This window comes from Microbacterium canaveralium, assembly GCF_047238045.1.
GTDB lineage: Bacteria > Actinomycetota > Actinomycetes > Actinomycetales > Microbacteriaceae > Microbacterium.
Map to the genome: position 1 here is coordinate 1,999,854 of NZ_JBDFMA010000003.1, position 22,644 is coordinate 2,022,497.

At 68.5% G+C, this 22,644-nt stretch carries 23 protein-coding genes; 4 read left to right on the forward strand and 19 right to left on the reverse strand.

Annotation, left to right across the window (positions count from 1 at the left end; translation table 11 throughout):
• Nucleotides 1-2: 2 nt before the first annotated feature.
• On the reverse strand, nt 3-374 hold the full coding sequence (locus ABC271_RS10560; RefSeq protein ID WP_412924828.1) for a twin-arginine translocase TatA/TatE family subunit: 372 nt from the start codon (nt 372-374) through the stop codon (nt 3-5).
• A gap of 71 nt (nt 375-445) precedes the next feature.
• Between ABC271_RS10560 and ABC271_RS10565 the strand changes: the two genes are divergently transcribed.
• Nucleotides 446-1,084, forward strand: coding sequence for an O-methyltransferase (locus tag ABC271_RS10565; protein WP_412924829.1), 639 nt, complete (start codon nt 446-448; stop codon nt 1,082-1,084).
• A gap of 76 nt (nt 1,085-1,160) precedes the next feature.
• Here the strand turns inward: ABC271_RS10565 and ABC271_RS10570 are convergent, their stop codons facing one another.
• The 3 genes from ABC271_RS10570 to dapE form a co-directional block, all read right to left on the reverse strand.
• Nucleotides 1,161-1,334 carry a DUF3117 domain-containing protein gene (locus ABC271_RS10570; RefSeq protein WP_076490128.1) on the reverse strand — a complete coding sequence of 58 codons (174 nt, stop codon included), beginning with the start codon at nt 1,332-1,334 and terminating at the stop codon, nt 1,161-1,163.
• Between the two features lie 95 nt (nt 1,335-1,429).
• Nucleotides 1,430-2,653, reverse strand: coding sequence for a hypothetical protein (locus ABC271_RS10575; protein ID WP_412924830.1), 1,224 nt, complete (start codon nt 2,651-2,653; stop codon nt 1,430-1,432).
• Nucleotides 2,650-3,726 carry a succinyl-diaminopimelate desuccinylase gene (gene dapE, locus ABC271_RS10580; RefSeq protein WP_412924831.1) on the reverse strand — a complete coding sequence of 359 codons (1,077 nt, stop codon included), beginning with the start codon at nt 3,724-3,726 and terminating at the stop codon, nt 2,650-2,652. Before dapE ends, ABC271_RS10575 begins: the two co-directional genes overlap by 4 nt.
• Nucleotides 3,727-3,766: 40 nt before the next feature.
• Here dapE and dapD point away from each other — a divergent pair, with 40 nt between their 5' ends.
• A complete protein-coding gene (dapD, locus tag ABC271_RS10585; RefSeq protein WP_412924832.1) occupies nt 3,767-4,681 on the forward strand; it encodes a 2,3,4,5-tetrahydropyridine-2,6-dicarboxylate N-succinyltransferase in 915 nt (304 codons plus the stop codon).
• Between the two features lie 222 nt (nt 4,682-4,903).
• Here the strand turns inward: dapD and ABC271_RS10590 are convergent, their stop codons facing one another.
• From ABC271_RS10590 to ABC271_RS10615, 6 genes are all read right to left on the reverse strand, one after another.
• Nucleotides 4,904-6,202, reverse strand: a complete 1,299-nt coding sequence (locus ABC271_RS10590) for a citrate synthase (RefSeq protein ID WP_412924833.1) — start codon at nt 6,200-6,202, stop codon at nt 4,904-4,906.
• A gap of 223 nt (nt 6,203-6,425) precedes the next feature.
• Nucleotides 6,426-7,529, reverse strand: a complete 1,104-nt coding sequence (dapC, locus tag ABC271_RS10595; protein WP_412924834.1) for a succinyldiaminopimelate transaminase — start codon at nt 7,527-7,529, stop codon at nt 6,426-6,428.
• 3 nt (nt 7,530-7,532) lie between these two features.
• Nucleotides 7,533-7,853 (reverse strand): ferredoxin, encoded by a 321-nt coding sequence (gene fdxA / locus ABC271_RS10600; RefSeq protein ID WP_022878250.1) that lies wholly within the window; start codon nt 7,851-7,853, stop codon nt 7,533-7,535.
• A 50-nt stretch (nt 7,854-7,903) separates the two neighbouring features.
• Nucleotides 7,904-8,299 (reverse strand): histidinol dehydrogenase, encoded by a 396-nt coding sequence (locus ABC271_RS10605; RefSeq protein WP_412924835.1) that lies wholly within the window; start codon nt 8,297-8,299, stop codon nt 7,904-7,906.
• Between the two features lie 21 nt (nt 8,300-8,320).
• Nucleotides 8,321-8,635: an AzlD domain-containing protein gene (locus ABC271_RS10610; RefSeq protein WP_412924836.1), complete on the reverse strand. Its 315-nt coding sequence runs from the start codon at nt 8,633-8,635 to the stop codon at nt 8,321-8,323.
• A complete protein-coding gene (locus ABC271_RS10615; RefSeq protein WP_412924837.1) occupies nt 8,632-9,351 on the reverse strand; it encodes an AzlC family ABC transporter permease in 720 nt (239 codons plus the stop codon). The genes ABC271_RS10610 and ABC271_RS10615 overlap by 4 nt, the downstream gene beginning before the upstream one ends.
• Nucleotides 9,352-9,415: 64 nt before the next feature.
• Between ABC271_RS10615 and ABC271_RS10620 the strand changes: the two genes are divergently transcribed.
• Together ABC271_RS10620 and ABC271_RS10625 are read left to right on the forward strand one after the other, a co-directional pair.
• Complete coding sequence (locus tag ABC271_RS10620; protein WP_412924838.1) at nt 9,416-9,967, forward strand: helix-turn-helix domain-containing protein; 552 nt, start codon at nt 9,416-9,418, stop codon at nt 9,965-9,967.
• A 38-nt stretch (nt 9,968-10,005) separates the two neighbouring features.
• Nucleotides 10,006-10,359, forward strand: a complete 354-nt coding sequence (locus tag ABC271_RS10625) for a DUF2200 domain-containing protein (RefSeq protein ID WP_412924839.1) — start codon at nt 10,006-10,008, stop codon at nt 10,357-10,359.
• A 9-nt stretch (nt 10,360-10,368) separates the two neighbouring features.
• Here the strand turns inward: ABC271_RS10625 and typA are convergent, their stop codons facing one another.
• The 9 genes from typA to ABC271_RS10670 form a co-directional block, all read right to left on the reverse strand.
• Complete coding sequence (gene typA, locus ABC271_RS10630) at nt 10,369-12,282, reverse strand: translational GTPase TypA (RefSeq protein WP_412924840.1); 1,914 nt, start codon at nt 12,280-12,282, stop codon at nt 10,369-10,371.
• A gap of 138 nt (nt 12,283-12,420) precedes the next feature.
• Nucleotides 12,421-14,100, reverse strand: coding sequence for an ABC transporter family substrate-binding protein (locus ABC271_RS10635; RefSeq protein ID WP_412924841.1), 1,680 nt, complete (start codon nt 14,098-14,100; stop codon nt 12,421-12,423).
• A 4-nt stretch (nt 14,101-14,104) separates the two neighbouring features.
• The gene (locus ABC271_RS10640) at nt 14,105-16,297 is read right to left on the reverse strand and encodes an ABC transporter ATP-binding protein (RefSeq protein WP_412924842.1); all 2,193 of its coding nucleotides are present in this window, start codon (nt 16,295-16,297) and stop codon (nt 14,105-14,107) included.
• Nucleotides 16,290-17,213 carry an ABC transporter permease gene (locus tag ABC271_RS10645; RefSeq protein WP_412924843.1) on the reverse strand — a complete coding sequence of 308 codons (924 nt, stop codon included), beginning with the start codon at nt 17,211-17,213 and terminating at the stop codon, nt 16,290-16,292. The genes ABC271_RS10640 and ABC271_RS10645 overlap by 8 nt, the downstream gene beginning before the upstream one ends.
• Before the next feature lies 1 nt (nt 17,214).
• A complete protein-coding gene (locus ABC271_RS10650; protein ID WP_412924844.1) occupies nt 17,215-18,195 on the reverse strand; it encodes an ABC transporter permease in 981 nt (326 codons plus the stop codon).
• Nucleotides 18,196-18,421: 226 nt separating this feature from the next.
• The gene (locus ABC271_RS10655; protein WP_412924845.1) at nt 18,422-18,967 is read right to left on the reverse strand and encodes a PH domain-containing protein; all 546 of its coding nucleotides are present in this window, start codon (nt 18,965-18,967) and stop codon (nt 18,422-18,424) included.
• 38 nt (nt 18,968-19,005) lie between these two features.
• Nucleotides 19,006-20,670: an ABC transporter ATP-binding protein gene (locus ABC271_RS10660; protein WP_412924846.1), complete on the reverse strand. Its 1,665-nt coding sequence runs from the start codon at nt 20,668-20,670 to the stop codon at nt 19,006-19,008.
• Complete coding sequence (locus ABC271_RS10665) at nt 20,667-21,614, reverse strand: ABC transporter permease (RefSeq protein ID WP_412924847.1); 948 nt, start codon at nt 21,612-21,614, stop codon at nt 20,667-20,669. Before ABC271_RS10665 ends, ABC271_RS10660 begins: the two co-directional genes overlap by 4 nt.
• Nucleotides 21,604-22,533: an ABC transporter permease gene (locus ABC271_RS10670; RefSeq protein ID WP_412924848.1), complete on the reverse strand. Its 930-nt coding sequence runs from the start codon at nt 22,531-22,533 to the stop codon at nt 21,604-21,606. The genes ABC271_RS10665 and ABC271_RS10670 overlap by 11 nt, the downstream gene beginning before the upstream one ends.
• Nucleotides 22,534-22,644: the final 111 nt, after the last annotated feature.

The window sequence follows — 22,644 nt, forward strand, 5'->3', positions numbered from 1 at the left end:
CCTCAGGTCGCCTCGTCGTCGAAGGGCGGCTTCTCGCCCGAGACGAACGTCGGCTTGTCGGCGGAGGCCTCGGTCGCCAGGGCGGCGGCCCCCGCAGCACGCATCGTGGCGGTCGGCGTATCGTCGAGCAGAGCCTCGCGGATGATGCGTCTCGGATCGTATTGGCGAGGGTCGAGCTTGCGCCAGTCGACCTCGTCGAACTCGGGGCCCATCTCGTCGCGCATGCGGGTCTTCGCGCCCTGCATCGCCTCTCGAGCGCGCTTGGTCAGGCGGGCGAGGCCCTCGGCATACCGGGGCAGCCGTTCGGGTCCGATGATGAGCGCGGCGATCACACCGATCAGCAGAAGCTTCTCGATCGTGAGGCCGAAGAACATGGATTCAGATTACCCGCCGCGCCTCGGCCGTCCGCACCACCCTCGCGTCTAGCCTGACGGAGGAGGTCCACGTGAGCGGTTACGAGGCGAACGAGCGGTTCGTGCAGGAGTCGACGGTCGAACCCGAGCACATCGCGCGCGCCCGCGCGCACGCGCTCGAGCTCGGGGCGGCGCCCATCAGCCCGGCCGTCGGCGCGCAGATCGCGGTCCTCGCGGCTGCCTCCCGCGCGCTCAACGTCGTAGAGGTGGGCACGGGCGGCGGTGTGTCCGGCCTGTGGCTGCTGCACGGGTCGCCGCGCGCCACCCTCACGACCATCGACAGCGAGCCGGAGCACCTCGGAGCCGCGCGTGCCGCGTTCGCCGAGGCCCGGATTCCCGCGGCGCGCGCCCGCTTCATCACCGGCCGAGCGGCCGAGGTCCTGCCGCGCATGAACGAGGCGTCGTACGACATCGTCCTCATCGACGCCGACCCGGACGGAGTCATCGAATACGTCGAACACGGTCTCCGCCTGGTGCGCGCGGGCGGAACGGTGCTCGTTCCTCGCGTGCTCGCGGGCGGTGCGGTGGCTGACCCCGTCCGTCGAGACTCCGTGACGACCGCGTACCGCTCCCTGATCCAGGAAGTGCAGACGTCCCCCGCCGTCTTCGGCGCACTATCCACTACGGGCGAGGGACTGCTTCAGCTCACGACGGTCACCCCTCTCACCTGAGGCTCTCCTCGACATCACCCGAGCACGAACGACGAAGGCCGGCCCCTCAGAGGGACCGGCCTTCATCGATCATGCGTCAGGCTGCGCCGACGACACCACCGAGCACGTCATAGAGCTCCTTGGCCTCGGCGTCGTTGACCGACACCACCAGGCGTCCACCGCCCTCGAGCGGAACACGCACGATGATCAGCCGGCCCTCCTTCACGGCCTCCATCGGTCCGTCACCGGTACGCGGCTTCATGGCTGCCATCGCGGCCCCCTTTTCGTCGTTGGTCTATGGACTAGTTTAGTCGGTCCCCGGAGCAGCCGAGGATCGCGGCCCTCTCTGGCGTGCGTCCCGCGTCGTCACGGGATCTGCCAGAACGTGTTCCCGAGCCCGTACATGTTGTAGATCCACCACCACTGACCCAGGAGAGCGGCGGCGAGCACGCCGACGCGCCACCGTCGAGACGGCGGGATGGCCAGCGCTCCCCACAGCGGCGACAAAGGAACGAGGAGCCGGAAGATGCTCGACTGCGGAAAGAAGACCAGCAGCAGATAGACCAGGTAGCTCGCCGACCACAGGCGCAGTTCGACGCCCAGGCGCTTCACCTGCGGGGCGAACAGGAGCACCGCCGTCACGCCGAGCACGAGCACGACGAGGGCGACGTACCCCACCACGGGACCGAGACCCCACTGGGTGAACCAGAAGGCCGCGCCCTGGACCCACCCCTCGACCGGTACGAACTGATCGCTCGCGCCCGGTATCCAGTTCCGCCGCCACGCCAACTCGGTAGCGAGGTAGGCACGGGGGTCGCCTGTCACCGCTCCCGCGATGACCTGCCAGGCGAACCCCGCGACGACCGCCACCGCGGCAACCCCGACGAGGTGTGCCATCTCGCGCAGTGGGAACGCGTCGACACGGCGCCGCACGAAACGGTGCACTCCGTACAGCCCGAGGAACAGCGCGAACGCCAGGATGCCGGGGCGTGTGAAGCCCATGATCGGCACCAGGACATACAGCCATCCCCACCGCCGGAGCCGCACGCACCGCAACGCGAGGAACAGCAGGAACAGGAACAACGACTCGGCGTAGCCGACTTGGAAGAGCGCGGCCAACGGACCGCACGTGAAGAACGCGACCGCCCACATCGCCGCCGAGTCGCCGATGCGGTCGCGCAGGAGCCCATGCAGGACGACGCTCGCCCCGAACCCCGCCACCAGCGAGATCACGACCCCGCCGGCACCCCACGAGCCGAGCACCGTCCCCAGCGCGTTCGAAAGATAGGGGTACACCGGCAGGAACGCCCACGCGTTCTCGGCCACATCGCCCTGGGGTGTGAGCGGCAGGGCCGCGGGGTAGCCCGAGACCGCAGCGAACCAGTACCACTGCGCATCCCACCCCAGCGCGAGTTGCCCCAGCGAGGGCGCGACACCGTAGCGCGAGGACGGGCCGGAAAGAGCGGAGGCGAGCAGGAAGAAGCCTGTCGTCACCAGCCGCGCCGCGATGTAGATGACCGCGATGCGGGCCATGACGGGCCAGCCCCGCCAGGACCGGGCTCGCTCGGTGGTCGCGGGCTCGGCGGTCACGACCCGGTCAGCCAGGACCGGAGGCCGCGCTCGACGGCGTCGATCTGAGCGAGCGGAACCCGCTCCTCGTCGTGATGAGCGAGATGCGGGTCGCCAGGACCGTAATTGACGGCCGGGATGCCCAGGGCGGAGAAGCGCGCGACGTCGGTCCACCCGTACTTGGGCTTGGGTGTCGCACCCACGGCTGCGACGAAGTCACGGGCGACCTCGGCATCCAGTCCGGGACGCGCTCCCTCGGCGACGTCGACGATCTCGACGTCGAATCCGGTGAAGACATCGCGCACGACGCGCTCGGCGGCGGCAGCGTCGCGACTCGGCGCGAAGCGATAATTGACTTCGATCTCGCACGCATCCGGGATCACGTTGCCGGCGACTCCGCCCGAGATGCGCACGGCGTTCAGCCCCTCGCGATACACGAGCCCGTCCACCTCGATCTCGCGCGCCCGGTACTCGGCCAGTCGAGCCAGGATCGGAGCAGCCTTGTGGATCGCGTTCTCGCCGATCCATGATCGGGCGCTGTGGGCGCGCACGCCGGTCGTCCGCACCAGTGCGCGAAGGGTTCCGTTGCATCCCCCCTCGACCTCGCCGTTGCTCGGCTCCCCGAGGATCGCGAAGTCGCCGGCGAAGAGATCGGGTCGGTTGCGCGCCAGACGGCCGAGACCGTTCAGAGACGAGTCGACCTCTTCGTGGTCGTACCACATCCAGGTGATGTCGACCGGGGGCGCGGTGAGTTCGACGGCGAGCTTCAGCTGGACGGCGACGCCGGCCTTCATATCGACCGTGCCTCGTCCCCAGAGGAACGGTTCGCCATCGATCTCCACGTCGCGCGTGGGGAGGTTGTCGTTGATCGGAACCGTGTCGATGTGGCCCGCGATCACCACGCGACGCGAGCGTCCGAGCGACGTGCGGGCGACGATCGTGTCACCGTCGCGGATGACTTCGAGGTGGGGGTGGCCGGACACCGCCGCCTCGATGGCATCCGCCAAGGGCGTCTCCTCATCGGACACGCTGGGGATGTCGCAGAGGGCTCGCGTGATCTCGACGGAAGAGGCTGTCAGGTCGAGCGAGGGCATGCGTCCGATCCTACCCAGGGCGCCCCGCTAGCCTGTCGGAGTGAGCAACGAACGACAGATCACCGGTACCGGCCTCTCGACGATCGCCTCGGACGGCACGGCGCTCGACGCATGGTTCCCCGCCCCCGCTGCGGGCGCTTCCGACACCGGCGCAGACCACGGCCTCGAGGCCCTCGCGGGAACGGACGAGCGCCGCGCCGTACGGATCGAGGTCGTCTCGCTCACGATCGACGCGGACGCCGCGCCCGCGTCGACCGCCGACGCGTACCTGCGGCTGCACGCGCTCTCGCACCGACTCGTTCGCCCCAACGAGATCTCGCTCGATGGAATCTTCGCGCACCTGCCCAACGTGGCGTGGACGAACGCCGGGCCGGTCCACCCCGACGACGCGACCCGTCTGCGTCCCGCGCTGCTTCGCCACGGCATCCAGGTTCAGGGACTCGACAAGTTCCCGCGTCTGCTCGACTACGTCACCCCGCCGGGAGTGCGCATCGCCGACGCCTCGCGCGTGCGGCTCGGCGCCCACCTCTCCCCCGGCACGACCGTGATGCACGAAGGCTTCGTGAACTTCAACGCGGGCACGCTCGGCGCGTCCATGATCGAGGGACGCGTGTCGCAGGGCGTCGTCATCGGAGACGGCTCCGACATCGGCGGCGGCGCGTCGATCATGGGCACCCTGTCCGGCGGCGGCACGCACCGCGTCTCGATCGGGGCGCGCACCCTTCTCGGGGCCAACGCGGGCATCGGCATCTCGCTCGGCGACGACTGCGTCGTCGAGGCGGGCCTCTACGTGACCGCGGGGACGAAGGTGCGCGTCGGCGACCAGACGATCAAGGCCGCGGAACTCTCCGGCCGCGACGGCATCCTGTTCCGCCGCAATTCGCTCACCGGTGCGGTGGAGGCATCCGCTCGCGCGGGGGTCGGTGTGACCCTCAACGCAGCGCTGCACGCCTGAGGCCACGCCCGACGACGCGAGGCCGGGTGGGTGGCCTGGCGTGAGCGGCCCGCCGTTGCACGCCTGTCCCCTCGGGAAGCGCCTCCCGCACCGGGAAACGCGCGCAGCGAGCGTTTCTCGTCGCGGGGCGCGTTCGTCGGGCGGAGGCGCGGTCGCAGCGCGACCCCGCGCAGACGAACGCCCCGCCCCTCGCGAGAGGGACGGGGCGTTCTGTGAACGTGGTCAGACAGCGCCCGGGTAGTCGCGCTGCGCGGCGCCCGTGTACAGCTGCTGCGGGCGGCCGATCTTCGTCTGCGGGTCGGTGATCGCCTCGCGCCACTGCGCGAGCCAGCCGGGCAGTCGACCGATCGCGAAGAGCACGGTGAACATGCGGGTCGGGAAGCCCATCGCCTTGTAGATGACGCCGGTGTAGAAGTCGACGTTCGGGTAGAGGCGACGCTCCTTGAAGTAGTCGTCCTCCAGGGCGATCTGCTCGAGCTCCTTCGCGAGGTCGAGAAGCGGGTCGCTGACGCCGAGGGCTTCGAGCACCTCGTCGGCCGCGCCCTTAACGAGCTTCGCGCGGGGATCGTAGTTCTTGTAGACGCGGTGCCCGAAGCCCATGAGCTTCACGCCGTCTTCCTTGTTCTTCACGCGCTCGACAAAACGCTCGACGCTCTCGCCCGAGTCGCGGATACGTCCGAGCATCTGCAGCACGGCCTCGTTGGCGCCGCCGTGCAGCGGGCCGGAAAGAGCCTGGATGCCGGCCGAAATCGACGCGAACTGGTTGGCGCCCGTGGAGCCGACCAGACGCACCGTCGACGTGGAGGCGTTCTGCTCGTGGTCCGCGTGCAGCATGAGAAGCAGATCGAGAGCCTTCGTCATGACGGGGTTGACTTCATAGATCTCGCTGAGAACACCGAAGTTCAGCTTGAGGAAGTTGTCGACGAAGCTCAGCGAGTTATCGGGGTACAGGAACGCCTGACCGATGCTCTTCTTGTGCGCGTACGCCGCGATCACGGGGAGCTTGGCGAGCATGCGGATCGTGTTGAGCTCGACGTGCTCGGGGTTGTGCGGGTCGGACTCCGACTCGTAGTAGGTCGAGAGGGCCGCGGTCGCCGCCGACAGCACCGACATCGGGTGCGCGGTGGGCGGGAGGGAGGAGAAGAAGCGCTTGAGGTCTTCGTGGAGAAGCGTGTGCCGGCGGATGCGCTCGTCGAACGATGCCAGCTCGGACGCCGAGGGGAGCTCACCGTAGATCAGGAGCCAGGCGACCTCGAGGTAGGTGCTGTTCTTGGCCAGCTGTTCGATCGGATATCCGCGGTACCGCAGGATGCCCTGATCTCCGTCGATGAACGTGATGTTCGACTTGGTCGACGCGGTGTTGACGAAGCCGTAATCGAGCGTGGTGTGACCGGTCTGCTTCGTCAGCGACGCGATGTCGATGCTCGGAACGCCGTCGGTACCTCGCAGAACCGGGAATTCGGCGGTGGTGTCCCCCACCGAGAGGGTGGCCTTGTCCTGCTGCGTGCCCGCGTCGCTCACCGCGCCTCCTTGCGATTTCTGGTCGCCCATGTGGTGTGAACCGTGGGAGCGTGAGGCGCCCGCGGCCTTCTCGGCGGGACCCGCGTGAACGGTTCCCGACACGGCATCCGGCGGAGGGTGGCCCGCTCGAAGTGCTCCTACAGCCTATCGGGGCCGACGGCGTACAGATGACACCGCCAAAGGATGCCCCCTTCGGATGGAGGGATCCTCACATCGAGCGCACTCACGGAGTCAAGCGCTCCGCCGCGGCCGCGATGCGCTCGTCGGTGGCGGTCAGCGAGAAGCGCACGTGCTCGGGATAGTGGCTGCCGTAGAAGTGCCCCGGACCGACGAGGATGCCGAGATCGGCGAGCCGTCCCACGCTCTCCCACGCATCGCGCCCCTCGGTCGCCCACAGGTACAGGCCACCCTCGCTGTGATCGATGCGGAACCCTGCGGCCTCGACCGCGGGCTTCAGCACGGCCCGACGTCGTGCGTAGCGTTCGCGCTGTTCGACGACGTGCGCGTCATCCCCCAGCGCCACCGTCATGGCCTGTTGGACCGGCGCGGGCGGCATGAGTCCGAGATGCTTTCGGCCGGTGAGAAGTCGCGCGACGAGATCGGGATCGCCGGCGAGGAACGCCGCGCGGTAGCCGGCAAGGTTCGACTGCTTGCTCAGGGAGTACACCGAGAGGACGCCGGTCGTATCGTCACCGACGACGGCCGGGTCCAAGACGCTGGGCACGCCCGCGGTGTCCCACGGGGAATCCCAGCCCAATTCGGCGTAGCACTCGTCGGAGGCGAGCACGGCGCCCAGCGCGCGAGCCCGGGTGACGGCATCCGCCAGCTCGTCCGTCGAGAGCACGCGTCCGTCGGGGTTACCGGGTGAGTTGATCCACACCAGTCGCGTGTTGTCCGGCCAGTCGGCCGGATCATCGGATGCCACGGGCTCGGCACCCACGAGACGGGCGCCCACCTCGTACGTCGGGTACGCGGCACGCGGGTGCACGACGGCATCGCCGGGGCCGAGGTCGAGCAGGAGCGGCAGGAGAGCGACGAGTTCTTTCGAGCCCACGGTGGGAAGCACGTGCGCCGGGGTCAACCCGGGCACGCCGCGACGGCGGGCGTACCAGTCGACGATGGCCTCGCGCAGGGCGGGCGTGCCCATGGTCTGGGGATACGCGTGCGCGTCGGTCGCTGCGGCCAGGGCCTCGGCGACGACGGCGGGCGTCGGGTCGACGGGCGAGCCGATCGAGAGGTCGACGATACCGGCCGGATGACGACGCGCACGTTCCGCATACGGTGCGACGGCGTCCCAGGGGTAGTCGGCGAGGTCGGCGACGCCCACGGCTCAGTGGCTCTGCGGAGGAAGTGCGGAGATGACGGGGTGGTCCTTGGCGATCACGCCGACCTTTGCCGCACCGCCCGGCGAGCCGATGTCGTCGAAGAACTCGACGTTGGCCTTGTAGTAGTCGGACCACTCCTCGGGGAGGTCGTCCTCGTAGTAGATCGCCTCGACGGGGCACACGGGCTCGCAGGCACCGCAGTCGACGCATTCGTCGGGGTGGATGTAGAGCGAGCGCTCACCCTCGTAAATGCAGTCGACCGGGCATTCGTCGATGCACGCGCGATCTTTGACATCGACACACGGGAGGGCGATCACGTAAGTCACCCGCTCAGTCTACGCGTGACCACGACCGGGCCCGGCCGGACACCCGTCCCCTATGATCCGTCGGCGGGCTGAACGCGCAGCTTCGAGACGTCCGGCCAGAAGGCGACGAGCGCCAGCAGGATCGGCCCGACGAACGTCCAGGCGATGGCGATCCACTCGGTGTCGGGGGTCGCGGCGGCCACGATCGCGGAGCCGCCGGGACCGACCTGCGAGAACAGGTACGTGGCCGCGATGATCCCCAATCCGCCGGCGATCGCGTTGACGCGATCCTGCGTCAACGTGCGCAGCGCGATGAGGAGGGCGGCGCAGCCGATCGTCCCGAGGATGAGTCCGACGGGGACGAAGCCGATCCGGAACGCGTGTCCCACCGTCGCCGCCGTTCCGTAGAAGGCACCGACGGCGAACGCCACGACCCAGCCGATGACGCGAACGATGCCTGAACCCACCCGATCAGTCTACGTTCGGGCTCATATGGCCCAGCCGAGCGCGCGCAGGAGGGCGGCGGTCACGGCGGCCGCGGCGACGACCACGAGGAACGGCGCGCGCAGCCACAGCAGGACGGCCGCGACCGCGACGGCGGGGAGCCTCGCGTCGACGACGATCGCGGGACCGGTGGCCAGCGCCTGCACCACGACGAGCGCCGAAAGCAGTGCGACGGTCAGCAGGTCGGCGATGCGCGCCGGGCGCGGAGCATCGAGCCATCCCTGCGGCAGCAGATACCCCACCGCCTTCAAGCCGAGACAGAGAATGGATGCCGCGAGCACGGCGGTCCACAGGGTCATGGCATCCCCTTCTCATCGTCCGCGACGGGGGCGGCGGCTCGCGGGTCGAACCATCCGAGCACGACGGCGACACCGGCCGCCGCGATGACGGGGATACCGGGCATGACCCAGGGCGTCAGCACCGCGGCGACGATCGCCGCCCCGACCGCGACCGCGATCGGCTGGCGTCCGCGAAGGCGCGGCCACAGCAGGGCGAGGAAGGCGGCGGCCGCCGCGGCATCCAGCCCCCACGCGCGAGGGTCGCCCAGGACGTCGCCCAGCAGTGCCCCCGCGAGTGTCGTGACGTTCCAGCCCACCCAGATCGCCACTCCCGTGACCCAGAATCCCGTTCGCCGGGCGACCGGCGTCGCTTGCGCGAGCGACACAGCCACCGACTCGTCGATCGTGAACGGCGTCGCCAGGGCGCGGCGCCAGGGTCCGCGGCCGATCACGGGCGACATCCTCATCGCGTATGCGGCGTTGCGCACACCGAGCAGCACCGCCGAGGCGATCGCGGCCGGCGCCGCGGCCATGCCACCGGCGGCCAGGACGCCGACGAAGGCGAACTGCGAGCCACCCGTGAACATGAGCAGGCTGAGAACGCACGTCTGCCAGACATCGAGACCGGATGCCACCGACAGCGCCCCGAACGAGATGCCGTAGGCGCTGGTCGCCAACGCCACGGCGAGGCCCTGGCGGGCGGCGTCGTGGCGGGGTGTTCGGTCGATCGAACGCATGATCAGAGTCTTGAACGTCGCACGGTGTTCGTCAAGTCGAACGTTCGGCGACCATAATGAACACATGAGCGATCTCGGCGACCGCATCGCGGCGACCCTCCGACGCGAACGCGAGCGCCGCGACCTGAGCGTCTCCGAGCTGGCGCGGCGGGCCGGCGTCGCGAAGGCGACGGTGTCGCAACTCGAGAACGGCGGCGGCAACCCCAGCGTCGAGACGCTGTGGGCGCTGGCCACCGCCCTCGAGGTCCCGTTCGCGGTCCTCGTCGACGAGGGCGTTCCCTCCCCCACCCTGATCCGTCGCGGCGAGGCGGCGACGGCGGTGCCCTCGTCGGCGTCCGACTACCTCGCCGTGCTGTTGTCCGCCAGTCCCCCACACGCCCGCCGCGACATCTACCTGCTCACCGCCGAACCGGGGAGCCCCCGCCTGTCGGATCCGCATCCGCGCGGCACCGTCGAACACGTGATCCTGGTGAGCGGGCGGGGCCGCGTCGGCCCTGCCGACGCTCCCTACGAGCTCGATCCCGGCGACTACCTCTCCTACCCCGGCGACGCACCGCACGTGTTCGAAGCCCTCACGCCGGGCATGAGCGCGGTCTGCGTCGTCGAATCGCGGTGACGTCGCGGCGAGACCGGAACGGGACTATCCTGCCCCGCATGAGCCGCATCTTCGACACGGCGTTCTCGGCGGTGTACCCGCTCTACCTCGCGAAGGTCGAGCGGAAGGGGCGCACGCGTGACGACCTCGACACCACGCTGCGCTGGCTCACCGGATTCGACGAGCACGAACTCGCGCAGCACGTCGACGGCACCACGAGCTTCCGCGACTTCTTCGCCGCCGCTCGCCTCAATCCCCTGTCGGTCAACGTCACCGGTGTCATCTGCGGCGTCCGCGTCGAAGAGATCGAGGACCCGCTGATGTATCGCATCCGTGTGCTCGACAAACTCGTCGACGAGCTGGCGAAAGGACGACCCCTCACGAAAGTGCTTCGCGAGGGGTCGTCGGTGTGACGCGGAGGGTCAGACGTTCGCGTCCTGACGCTTGGCGCGGGAGGCCGCGCGACCGCGCTCGGTCGCATCCAGCACGACCTTGCGGATACGCACCTTCTCGGGCGTGACCTCGACGCATTCGTCGTCGCGGGCGAACTCGAGCGACTCCTCCAGCGTGAGGATGCGCGGGGGCGTCATCGACTCGAAGGAGTCGGAGGTCGACGAACGCATGTTCGTCAGCTTCTTCTCCTTGGTGATGTTGACGTCCATGTCGTCGGCGCGCGAGTTCTCGCCGATGACCATGCCCTCGTAGACCTCTTCGGTCGGCTGCACGAAGAAGCTCATGCGCTCCTGCAGCGCGATCATCGCGAACGGCGTGACGACGCCCATGCGGTCGGCCACGATGGAGCCGTTCTGGCGGGTCGTGATCGAGCCGGCCCAGTCGTCGTAGCCGTGGGAGATCGCGTTGGCGATACCGGTGCCGCGAGTGATCGTGAGGAACTCGCTCCGGAACCCGATGAGACCGCGCGACGGGACGACGAACTCCATGCGCACCCAGCCGGTGCCGTGGTTCGTCATGTTGTCCATGCGGCCCTTGCGCGCGGCCATGAGCTGCGTGATCGCACCCAGGTGCTCCTCGGGGGCATCGATCGTGAGGTGCTCGTACGGCTCCTTCAGCTTGCCGTCCTCGCCGCGCTTGGTGACGACCTGCGGCTTGCCGACGGTGAGCTCGAAGCCCTCACGACGCATGTTCTCGACGAGGATCGCCAGCGCGAGCTCGCCACGGCCCTGGACTTCCCAGGCATCCGGGCGTCCGATGTCGACGACCTTCAGCGAGACGTTACCGATGAGCTCGCGGTCGAGGCGATCCTTGACCATGCGGGCGGTGAGCTTGTGACCCTTGACCTTGCCCATGAGCGGCGAGGTGTTCGTGCCGATCGTCATCGAGATCGCCGGGTCGTCGACCGTGATGGCCGGCAGCGGCCGAACGTCCTCTGGGTCGGCGATCGTCTCGCCGATCGTGATGTCGGGGAAACCGGCGATCGCGACGATGTCACCGGGACCGGCGGACTCGGCGGGGAAACGGTCCAGAGCCTTCGTGATGAGCAGCTCCGTAATGCGCGCGTTCGAGTGCGAACCGTCGTGACGCACCCACGCGACCGTCTGCCCCTTCTTCAGCGTGCCGTTGAAGACGCGCAGCAGCGCGAGGCGGCCGAGGAACGGGCTGGAGTCGAGGTTGGTCACCCACGCCTGCAGGGGCGCCTCGTCGTCGTAGGACGGGGCCGGGACGTGCTCGAGGATCGCACCGAAGAGCGGCTCGAGGTCGTCGTTGTCGGGCAGCGAGCCGTTGTCCGGGCGGTTGAGCGACGCGGCACCCGCGCGGCCCGAGGCGTAGACGACCGGAACGTCGAGCAGCGCGTCGACGTCGAGGTCGGGCACGTCGTCGACGAGGTCGGAGGCCAGGCCCAGCAGAAGGTCGTGCGCCTCTTCCTCGACCTCGGCGATGCGCGCGTCGGGGCGGTCGGTCTTGTTGACCAGGAGGATGACGGGGAGCTTCGCCTCGAGCGCCTTGCGCAGCACGAAGCGGGTCTGGGGCAGCGGACCCTCGGACGCGTCGACCAGCAGCACGACGCCGTCCACCATGGACAGCCCGCGCTCGACCTCGCCACCGAAGTCGGCGTGACCCGGGGTGTCGATGACGTTGATCGTCACCGGAACGTTGGTGTGGGCACCGTTGTACGTGATCGCCGTGTTCTTGGCGAGGATCGTGATGCCCTTCTCACGCTCGAGGTCGTTCGAGTCCATCGCGCGTTCTTCGACGTGCGCGTGGTCGCCGAACGAGTTGGTCTGGCGGAGCATGGCGTCGACGAGGGTCGTCTTGCCGTGGTCGACGTGCGCGACGATCGCGACGTTACGGAGGTCAGGACGAAGGGCGTGCGCCATGGAGGGTCTCCAGGAAAATTCGGGGTTGCGCCCGGAATCGGGCCTCTACAGTCTACCGGGCGCTCGCGACACTCCCGGCAGACGACGCGAAAGGGGCGGCATCCCCTCAGGAATGCCGCCCCTCGTGAGCGCGGAGACTCAGCTGTTGGCGAAGCCCACGATGGACCAGTCGATCGTCTCGAACTGGGTCGCGCCCCAGTTCACGAGACCTTCCTTGACGGCCCAGACGTTGGGCAGCGGCGCGATCGGGATGATCGGCACCGACTCCCACAGCACCTTGTCGATCTCCTGCGCGGTCTCGATGCGCTTGGCCGGGTCGAGCTCGTTGTTGGCCTGCTCCCACAGGCCGTCCAGACGCTCGTCTGCGATGCCCGTGAAGTTCTGCTCGGAGTCCACGGGCGTGAACAGCGACCGCGACGACGAGATCGGGTAGGCCGTACCCACCCAGGAGAACGTCACCATCTCGAAGTCGCCCGGGATGATGTAGTCGCTGAAGTACCCGCCCACCGGAACCGAGACCAGGTCGACAGGGATGCCGAACTCACCGAGGTCGGCCTGGATCTGCTCCGCGCGCTGGATGTTGGTCGCGGTGTCGGCGGGGACCGTCACCGTGAACTTCAGCGGCGTGCCGTCCTTGACCCAGGAGTCGCCGTCCTTGGTGTAGCCGGCGTCTTCGAGGAACTTCGCCCCGGCATCGGTGTCGTACGGCAGCGCCTCGTCGGTGTAGCCGTCCTGACCGGGCATGAAGATGTAGCTGCCCTGCGTGATGGCGGGGACTCCCACCGGCGAGTTCGCGGTGTTGGCGATCTGCTCGCGGTTGACGATGGATGCCACGGCCTTGCGGACGTTGACGTCGGCGAGGGGTCCGTCCGAGGCGCGCATGGTGATGTGCGTCCACGTGAGACCGTTCGAGGCCTGGATCTGGGCGCCCTGCACGTTCTGTGCGGTCTGGTAGAGGTCGGCGTTGGCCGAGATCTCGACGGCGTCGATCTCACCGTTGCTGAACGAGGAGCCCTGCTGGTCCTGGCTCACCGCCTGGAACACGATCGTGTCGAGCTTGGGCGTCTCGCCCCACCACATGGGGTTGCGCTCGAGCGTCACGATGCCGGCGGTGGAGTCGATCGAGCGCACCTTGAACGGGCCCGAGGACGGCACCGCCTGCGAGGTGTAGCCGGTGTTGAAGGTGGTGGGGTCGGCGGTGACGCTCGCCTTGAGCACGGGGCTCAACAGCGACTGCCAGTCGGCGAAGACCGAAGAGAAGGTGATCTTCAGGTCGAATTCGTTCTCGCCCTGCTCCACCGACTCGACCTGATCCCATCCGGTGGTCGAGGTGACGACGTAGTCGGGGTTCGAGCCGTTGTTGGCCTTCCACATCCCCTGGTAGTCAGCGACGGTGATGGGCGTGCCGTCCTCCCAGACGGCATCCGGGTTCAGCTTGACTTCGACGACCTGGGGGTCCTCGCTGACGAGCTCGGCCGAGGACGCGTAGTTCTCGTCGACGACGGGCTCACCCGACTCGTTGATCTTGATCGGACCGCCGCTCATCGTCGCGTAGATGTCGTTGGTGTCGCGCTCGTTGCCGTCGATCTGGTAGATGTTCCAGTTCACTGGCAGCGCCGAGACAGCGAGCTTGAGGTCGCCGCCATCCTGCACGTCGGCGGCATCGGCACGAACCCACGCGGTCGAGGGCAGGGCGTTCTGGTCCTCGGGGTTGGCGGACGGGGCCGCCGTGTTGCCCGGGGCGCAGCCGGCGATCGCCAGCGCGGCGGCGCTCAGCAGCGCGAGCGCGCCGAGTGCCTTTGCTTTGCGCATTCTCATGTGATCAGTCCTCTCTGTGGTGATCGGGGAGGGCCCCCGACGACGTGGTGCCGTCGATCGGGGACGTTCGGGGGGATCCGGCCGCTGTCTCGAGGACGAGGTCGGACCGTTCGGCGTAGTGGCACGCCACCCGGGACCGCGCCGAGGGGCGCAGGCTCGGGTCGTCGGAGTCGCACCGGCGCCGGTCGGCGTCGGGCAGCAGGCGGTAGAGCGGGCACCGCGTGCGGAATCGGCATCCCGATATCTCCTGGGTGGGGCTGGGCAAGTCGCCGTCCAGCAGGATGCGGGTGCGCGAACGCTCGACGCGCGGATCCGGGATGGGCGCCGCGGAGATCAGGGCCTTCGTGTACGGATGCCTCGGGTCGTCGAACACGGCGTCGACCGGGCCCTGCTCCACGATGCGACCGAGGTACATCACGGAGACGTCGTCCGCGATCTGCCGGACGACCGCGAGGTCGTGCGCGACGAAGAGGAACGACAGCCCGAGCCGTTCCTTGAGGTCCTCGAGGAGATTGATGACACCGGCCTGGATGGAGACGTCCAGGGCCGAGACGGGCTCGTCGAGCACAACGACGGACGGGTCGGTCGCGAGAGCGCGCGCGATGCCGATGCGCTGACGCTGGCCGCCTGAGAACTCGTGCGGGTAGCGGTCGGCCATGGCCGGGTCGAGTCCGACGAGTTCGAGCAGCTCGGTGACCTTGCGGTCGCGCTCGGCGCGGGGCACCCCCTGGACCAGCAGCGGTTCGGTGATCACTTCACCAACCGGCAGCCGTGGGTCGATCGCTCCCATGGGGTCCTGGAAGACGATCTGGATGCTCTTTCGCAGCGCCGCCTTGTCTTTACGGCCGACCGTCCCGACGTCGGCACCGTCGATGCGGATCGTGCCCTGCTGGGGTGCGACCATCTCCATGATCTCGAGGATCGTCGTGGTCTTGCCGCAGCCCGACTCGCCCACGAGGCCCATGGTGCGTCCCGGCTGGATCGAGAAGGAGATGCCGTCGACGGCGCGCACCGTGCCGATGCGCCGCGGGAAGACCGCACCCTTCATCAGGGGGAAGTGCTTCACGAGGTCGGTCACCTCGACCGCGGGTGTGACGTCGGCCCGCGGCGGCGGTACCTCCCCCAGAGCCACGGGTCGCGGGAAGATGTCGGGCCGCGCGAGGGTCCCCGAGGCGATCTCGTCGGCGCGGATGCACGCCGCGACGTGATCGTCGTCGACCGTCCCGTGCGGGACCAGCTCGGGCTCGACGTCGTGGCACGCGTCGATCGCGATCGGGCACCGCGCCGCGAACGGGCACCCCTTCGGGAGGGCGGACAGGGACGGCGGACGACCTTCGAGGGGCACCAGACGGTGCGATCCGGCGGTCTGCATGTTCGGTACCGAACGCAGCAGGCCCACCGTGTACGGCATGTGCGGGTCGTGGAAGATCTCGTCGACCGACCCGCGCTCGACGAGCTTCCCCGCGTACATGACCGCGACGCGGTCGGCGTGACCGGCGACAACGCCGAGGTCGTGGGTGATGAGGACGACGGCGGCGCCGGTGACCTCGCGGGCCTTCTGCAGCACCTCGAGGATCTGCGCCTGAATCGTCACGTCGAGGGCCGTGGTCGGCTCATCGGCGATGATCACGCGGGGGTCGTTCGCGATGGCCATGGCGATCATGGCGCGCTGACGCATTCCGCCGGAGAACTCGTGCGGGTAGGCGCGGGCGCGACGCTCGGCATCCGGGATGCCGACCAGCTTCAGGAGCTCGACCGAGCGGGCGTGGGCGCCCTGCGCCGACAGGGACCGGTCGTGCAGGCGAAGCCCCTCGGAGATCTGCTCACCCACCGTGTACACCGGCGTCAGTGCGGAGAGCGGGTCCTGGAACACCATCGCCAGCTCGGCTCCGCGGATCTTGGAGAGCTGCCTGTCGTTCATCGACAACAGGGAACGGCCGTTGTACTGGATGTCGCCCTCGACGCGCGCGTTCGAGGGGAGCAAGCCCATCACGGCCAGCGACGACACCGACTTGCCCGAGCCGGACTCCCCCACGATGCCGAGGAACTCTCCCTCGTGCACGTCGTAGGAGATGCCGCGCACGGCGCGCACGGCGTTGCCGTCGCGCTGCGGGAAAGTGACGCTGAGGTCGCGCACCGACAGCAGCGGGGATCCGCCGGCGGTGGGCGACAGCGTCGCGGAACGGGGGTCAGTCACGGTTCGCTCCCGAGGTGGGGTCGATGGCGTCGCGCAGCGCGTCGCCGATGAGGCTGATGGCCAGCAACAGCACGATGAGCACGCCCGCCGGGTAGACGAAGAGCCAGGGCCGCGTCACCGCGGCCGAGGTGCCGGCCGCGAGCAGCGTGCCGAGCGAGACGTCGGGCGGCTGCACACCGAAGCCGAAGTAACTCAGCGAGGTCTCCGCCATGATCGCGGCGACGACGCCGAGGGTCGCGTCGATGATGAGCAGCGAGGCGATGTTGGGGATGATGTGCCGAGCGAGGATCTGTCGCGTCGGCATCCCCATGTACCGTGCCGCACGGACGAAGTCCCGGTTGCGGAGCGATCGCGTCTGGTTCCGCACCACCTGGGCGAGGATCATCCAGCTGAAAGCGGCGAGGAAGAACGTCAGCGCGAGCCACGACAGCCCACGGGTCAACGGGCTCAGCAGCACGAGGATGAAGAACGAGGGGATCACCAGCAGCAGGTGGATGATCCAGCCGATCACGGCGTCGATCTTCCCGCCCAGGTAGCCGGCGACCGAACCGACGGCCGCCGCGATGAGCGTTGCACCGATGCCGGCGAGAGCGCCGATGACGATCGACTTCTGCAGCCCCACGAGGGTTTGGGCGTAGATGTCCTGCCCGATGCCGTTGGTGCCGAACCAGTGCAGCTGCGTGGGGCCGAGGCCGACGTTGAGGAAGTCGCGCTCACTTGCGTCGTAGGGGTACAGCAGCGGCCCGATGAAGGCCCACAGCACGATGAAGACGAGGATGGCTGCGCCGACCCAGAACCGGGGCATCCGACGCAGGCGCGCACGGACCAGCGCGCCGCGCGAGAGCGGCTTGCGCGTGCGCGTCACCGGGCTGATGGCATCCAGGGTGCCGTCGACGGCTTCTTCCTGCATGGTCATGTCAGCTCCTCACTCTCGGGTCGAGGGCTGCATAGAGCACTTCGGACAGGGTCGACGACAGCAGGACGAGGACGGCGACGAACAGCGTCGACCCGGCGACGGCGTTGATGTCCTGCTGCGTCACGGCGTTGAGCTGGAACTGCCCCATGCCGCGCCACGAGAAGACGATCTCGAGCATCGTCGACCCAGCGATGAGCGTGCCGAAGCTGTAGGCGAAGAACGTGGACATCGGGATCAGGGCGATGCGCACGCCGTGACGGAAGAGGGCTTGCGTGCGCGGCAACCCCTTCGCCCGTGCCGTGCGGATGTAGTCCGCACCGAGCACGTCGAGCATCATGCTCCGCTGGTAGCGCGAATACGACGCCGCGCTGATGAGGACGAGGGCGATCGTGGGCAGCAGCAGGTGGACGGCCCGGTCGGCGACGACCGGCCAGAACCCTTCGATTCCGGCCGTGTACTCGCCGGTGAATCGGATGGCCTGCGTGCCGATCAGGTTGTTGAATCCCGTCGCCGCGATCATGAGCAGCACGCCGATGACGAACGTCGGGGTCGCGAACACGAGGTACGACGCGTAGGTCGTCACCTGGTCGGCCGCCCGGTACTGCCGCACCGCGCCCCACACACCGATGAGGACGCCCACGACCGCGCCGATCAGCGAACCGATCAGCAGCAGGCGCAGGCTCGTACCGGCGCGCGCGGCGATCTCGGCGGTCACCTGCTGGCCGCCGATGGTCGTGCCGAGGGAGAACTGGGTGAAAAGGTTCACCAGCCAGTTCCACAGGCGCACGATGATCGGCACGTCGGGGTTGGCACCCAGCGCGTCGAGGCTCGCGATGATCGACTCCTGCGGCGGACGCGGGTTCATCCCGTAGAAACGATCCTGGGGCTTCAGGAGGGCGCTCCCCAGCACGTAGGCCAGGCAGGTCGCCAGAAGGCTGAGAACGGCGTAATTCAAAAACCGTCGGAGGACGTACAGCGTCATGACGCGTGCGGGCCCGTCCGGAGCTCTTCGGAGGTGTACATCATGGGGGGGGGATCCTCTCGCCTTCGAGACCCCCGCTGCTGATCGTGTCCGGCGTGGGATCTGGATCGACCCTACGTCGAGCTCTTCTCGTGAAGGGTGCCGGGGGAACACACTTTTCACGACCGTAACAATGCGATGACATAGCGCTTTGTCACAGAGAGCTACGCCGAGCGCTACATCGCGCTCAACGAACAACTCCTGAAATGAACAAAGAGATCGTAACCCAGACGATCAGTACGCCCAGTGAAATGAGTGAGGGAATGTCCCACGCGCGCCGTACGGCGCCGGCCGGGGCGCCCTCGCGCGCCGACTCCCAGACATCCCGGATCAGCGCGAGATCGCGGATCGCCGGCGGTTCGCGGTGCCGCCCCTCACCGTCGCGTCGCAGCGGCGGGCGTCCGGGCCGTCCGGCGACGGGACCGCCGTACGCCTTGTAGACCCGCGGCTCGTCCGTGCGCACCTCCAGCTGCCACCGCATGGCGATGTCGGATACGCGGGCCCAGGGGATCGCCACGGTTCTCAGGGGGTTGTGGATCCGGATGCCGGAGGCGTCGATGCGCACGTGCGGGGCGAACAGCAACGCGTACACGGCCCACAACGCCAGCAGGAGCCAGGGCGCGATCAGGAGCATCTCCCCCAGGCCCGCGCGCAGCGCGGCGTCGCCGAGGAGGACGATGGCCAGGACCGCGCCGAGGATGAGCCCGAACACGGCGGACGGGGCGCGGAACACCCGTGGGTGCTCCGCGCCCCGGAAGCGCTCGTCGCGCGTCACTGGCCGCCGAGGGACAGCGTCGCACCCGGGATGGCATCCAACAGGCGGCGCGTGTACTCCTGCGACGGCTGCGCGAAGATCTCGTCCACGGTCCCCTGCTCGACGAGCTTGCCCCGCTCCATGACGCACACCAGGTCGGCGGCGACGCGCACCACCGCGAGGTCGTGCGTGATGAACAGGTAGGTCAGTCCGAGCTCGGCCTGGAGCTCTGCCAGCAGCTGCAGGATCTGCGCCTGCACCAGGACGTCAAGGGCCGAGACAGCCTCGTCGAGCACGAGGATGTCGGGCTTGAGCGCCAAAGCGCGCGCGATCGCGACACGCTGCCGCTGACCGCCCGACAACTCGTTCGGGTACCGGGATGCCAGCTCCTGGGGCAGGGCGACCTGCTCGAGGAGCTCCTCCACGCGCTCGCGGCGCGAGGCGTTGTCGCCGACCTTGTGGATGTTCAGCGGCTCCGCGATGAGGTTGCCGATGCTGCGCAGCGGATCGAGTGAACCGTACGGGTCCTGGAACACCGGCTGCATGCGGCGGCGCAGGGCGAAGGTGTCCTTCGCCGACAGCTTGCCGGTGTTCACGCCATCCACCTCGATGGAGCCCGAGGTGGGCTCCTCGAGCTTGAGGACCATCTTCGCGATGGTCGACTTGCCCGAACCCGACTCGCCCACGAGCGCGAGGGTCTTGCCGCGCGGGATCTCGAACGAGACACCGTCGACGGCCCGGAACTGCTCGCTGCGGAACCCGCCCTGGCGGATCTTGTACTCCTTGACCAGGTCCGTGACCTTCACCGTCGCCGGGGCGTCGATGTCGGACTCGCGCAGGATGCCGCGGTCTTCCACGGTGGCCTGGATCCGCTGGGACGCGATGCTGGGCGCCGCGGCGACGAGGCGCTGCGTGTACGGGTGCTGAGGGTTCTCGAGGATCTCGCGGCTCGGACCCGACTCCACGATCTCGCCCTGGTTCATCACCACGATGGTGTCGGCGCGCTCGGCGGCCAGACCCAGGTCGTGGGTGATGAGCAGCACGGACGTGCCGCGCTCCCGGGTGAGGGATGCCATGTGGTCGAGGATCACGCGCTGAACGGTCACGTCGAGAGCCGACGTCGGCTCGTCCGCGATCAGGAGCTTCGGGTCGGCCGCGAGGCCGATACCGATGAGCGCGCGCTGCCGCATACCGCCCGAGAACTGGTGCGGGAACTGGTGCAGACGGCGCTCGGCGTCGGCAAGGCCGGCCTGCTTCAGCACCTCGATCGCGCGGGCTTCCACGTCCTTGCGTCCGGTGGCGATGCCGTTGGCGCGGATCGCCTCCTTCACCTGGAAGCCGATGCTCCACACCGGGTTCAGGTTGGACATCGGGTCCTGCGGCACGTATCCGATGTCGCGACCGCGCACGGACTCGAACTGCCTCTGGGACAGGCCGGTGAGCTCGCGACCGTCGAGCGTGATGCTGCCCGCGGTGACCTGACCGGTGCCGGGGAGCAGACCGATGACTGCGGACGCCGTCGTGGACTTGCCCGAGCCGGACTCACCGACGATGGCGACGGTCTGCCCGGGGAACACATCGAGGCTGACCCCGTGGAGCACCTCGCGGGTGCCCCCCTCGCCCTGGAAAGCGACCTTCAGGTCGCGCACGGACAGCAGAGGCGTCATGGTGGCGTCGCTCATCGGCGGGCCCTCGCTCTCGGGTCGATGGCGTCTCGAATGAGCTCGCCCAGCAGAATGAACGACAGCACCGTCACGGTCAGGGCGATGGACGGCCAGATGAGAGCCATCGGCGCCACCCGCAGCGACTGCTGCGCCTGACTGATGTCGTTACCCCACGACATCGTGTCGCCGCCGAGTCCGACACCCAGGAACGACAGCGTCGCTTCGGCCACGATCGCGGCAGCGAGGCTGATCGTGGTCACCACGAGCAACGGGGCGATCGCGTTCGGGATGACGTGCGTGAGCAGCGTCCGGAACCGGGTCTGCCCCAGCGCTTGAGAGGCCGCGACGAAGTCGGCCTGCCGGACGCGCAGCACCTCGGCGCGCACGACTCGGGCCGTGGACGCCCAGGCGAAACCGCCGATCGCGACCGCGAGGGTGATGACGTTGCGGAACTGCGAGAACACGCTCATCACGACGATCGCCGCGAGGATGTAGGGGATCGAGAAGAAGATGTCGCCGATACGGGACAGCACGGCGTCGAGCCAGCCGCCGTAGAAACCGGCGAGCGAGCCCATGATCAAGCCGATGACGGTTCCGATCAGCGTCGCCAGCAGACCCACCGAGAGCGAGGTGCGGGCACCCCACACGATGCGGGAGAACGTGTCGCACCCCTGGAACGTGTAGCCCAGGATGTGGCCCGGGGCGGGGCCGCCGTTGCTGTTGGAGAGTTGGCAGTCGTTGTTCGGAGGCACCTGAGTGAACAGCGTCGGCCACACCGCCATCAGGATGACGACGGCCATGACCGCCAGGGCGATCCAGAACGTGGGGCGGCGGCGCAGGTCACGCCAGGCGTCGAGCCACAGGTTGCTCTTGCGCGCCGACACGCGCACGGCATCTACCGCGATCGTGTCGGTCTTGGCGGGCGCGACGTAATGCGGCGCGGGGAAGGGACTACTTGACATAGCGGATCCTCGGGTCCAGGAGGCCGTACAGGAGGTCGACGACGAGGTTGACCAGCACGTAGATGATGACGAAGACGGTGACGAAGGACACCACCGTGGGTCCCTCACCGCGGATCGTCGCCTGATACAGGGTGTTGCCGACGCCGGGGATGTTGAAGATTCCCTCGGTGACGGTGGCGCCCACCAGAAGCACGCCGAAGTTGGTGGCGGAGTTCGTGATGACCGGGATGAGCGAGTTGCGCAGCACGTGCACCGGGATGACGCGACGACGCGACAGGCCCTTGCTGTAGGCGGTGCGCACCCAGTCCTGGTTGAGCGTGTCAATGACGGAGCCGCGCATGAGGCGCATGCTCGTGGCGAAGAGGCTCAGACCGAGCACGATCGCGGGCAACCACAGGTCTCCCCAGTCGTTCTGAGACCCCACCGTCGGACGGAACCAGCCCAACTGAACGGCAAGGAAGTACTGGGCGAGGAAGCACGCGACGAAGATCGGCAGCGCCACGAACAACAGGGCGACGATGAGCGCCACGTTGTCGAACAGCTTGCCCTTGCGGATTGCGGAGATCGTGCCGACCACGACAGCGAGCACGAGCTCGATCGCAAGCGCCATGATCGCCAGTCGCGCCGTGACAGGGAGCGTCCGTGCGAGGACTTCGCTCACGGCCTGGCCGGAGAACGTCGTCCCGAGGTCGCCGCGGAAGATTCCGGCGATGTAGAGGAAGTACTGGACGATGAAGGGCTGGTCCAGGTGGTACTGCGCGCGCAGGGCTTCGACGACCTGCGGTGCGGGGGTCTTGTCGCCGAAGAGCCCGAGAATCGGGTCGCCGGGCATGGCGAAGACCATGAAATAGATGAGCAGCGTCGCCCCGAAGAACACGGGGAGGACCTGCAGCAGACGTCTGAGGATGTAGCCGAGCATCCGCTCTCTTTTCGAACGTGGGAAACGCCTCAGCGGACGTTGAGTGGGGGGCGGCGCCGAAAGGCACCGTGCCGTTCTATCACACGTCGTTTGAGGCCTGGCTGGCAGGCC

Bases quoted from the DNA above. Each gene is read 5' to 3' on its own strand.
- ABC271_RS10650 (WP_412924844.1), bottom strand. From the start codon at position 18,195: ATGACGCTGTACGTCCTCCGACGGTTTTTGAATTACGCCGTTCTCAGC.
- ABC271_RS10645 (WP_412924843.1), bottom strand. From the start codon at position 17,213: ATGACCATGCAGGAAGAAGCCGTCGACGGCACCCTGGATGCCATCAGC.
- ABC271_RS10620 (WP_412924838.1), top strand. From the start codon at position 9,416: ATGAGCGATCTCGGCGACCGCATCGCGGCGACCCTCCGACGCGAACGC.
- ABC271_RS10615 (WP_412924837.1), bottom strand. From the start codon at position 9,351: ATGCGTTCGATCGACCGAACACCCCGCCACGACGCCGCCCGCCAGGGC.
- ABC271_RS10560 (WP_412924828.1), bottom strand. From the start codon at position 374: ATGTTCTTCGGCCTCACGATCGAGAAGCTTCTGCTGATCGGTGTGATC.
- typA (WP_412924840.1), bottom strand. From the start codon at position 12,282: ATGGCGCACGCCCTTCGTCCTGACCTCCGTAACGTCGCGATCGTCGCG.
- ABC271_RS10610 (WP_412924836.1), bottom strand. From the start codon at position 8,635: ATGACCCTGTGGACCGCCGTGCTCGCGGCATCCATTCTCTGTCTCGGC.
- ABC271_RS10660 (WP_412924846.1), bottom strand. From the start codon at position 20,670: ATGAGCGACGCCACCATGACGCCTCTGCTGTCCGTGCGCGACCTGAAG.
- ABC271_RS10625 (WP_412924839.1), top strand. From the start codon at position 10,006: ATGAGCCGCATCTTCGACACGGCGTTCTCGGCGGTGTACCCGCTCTAC.
- ABC271_RS10665 (WP_412924847.1), bottom strand. From the start codon at position 21,614: ATGTCAAGTAGTCCCTTCCCCGCGCCGCATTACGTCGCGCCCGCCAAG.
- dapE (WP_412924831.1), bottom strand. From the start codon at position 3,726: ATGCCCTCGCTCGACCTGACAGCCTCTTCCGTCGAGATCACGCGAGCC.
- ABC271_RS10635 (WP_412924841.1), bottom strand. From the start codon at position 14,100: ATGAGAATGCGCAAAGCAAAGGCACTCGGCGCGCTCGCGCTGCTGAGC.
- ABC271_RS10570 (WP_076490128.1), bottom strand. From the start codon at position 1,334: ATGGCAGCCATGAAGCCGCGTACCGGTGACGGACCGATGGAGGCCGTG.
- ABC271_RS10670 (WP_412924848.1), bottom strand. From the start codon at position 22,533: ATGCTCGGCTACATCCTCAGACGTCTGCTGCAGGTCCTCCCCGTGTTC.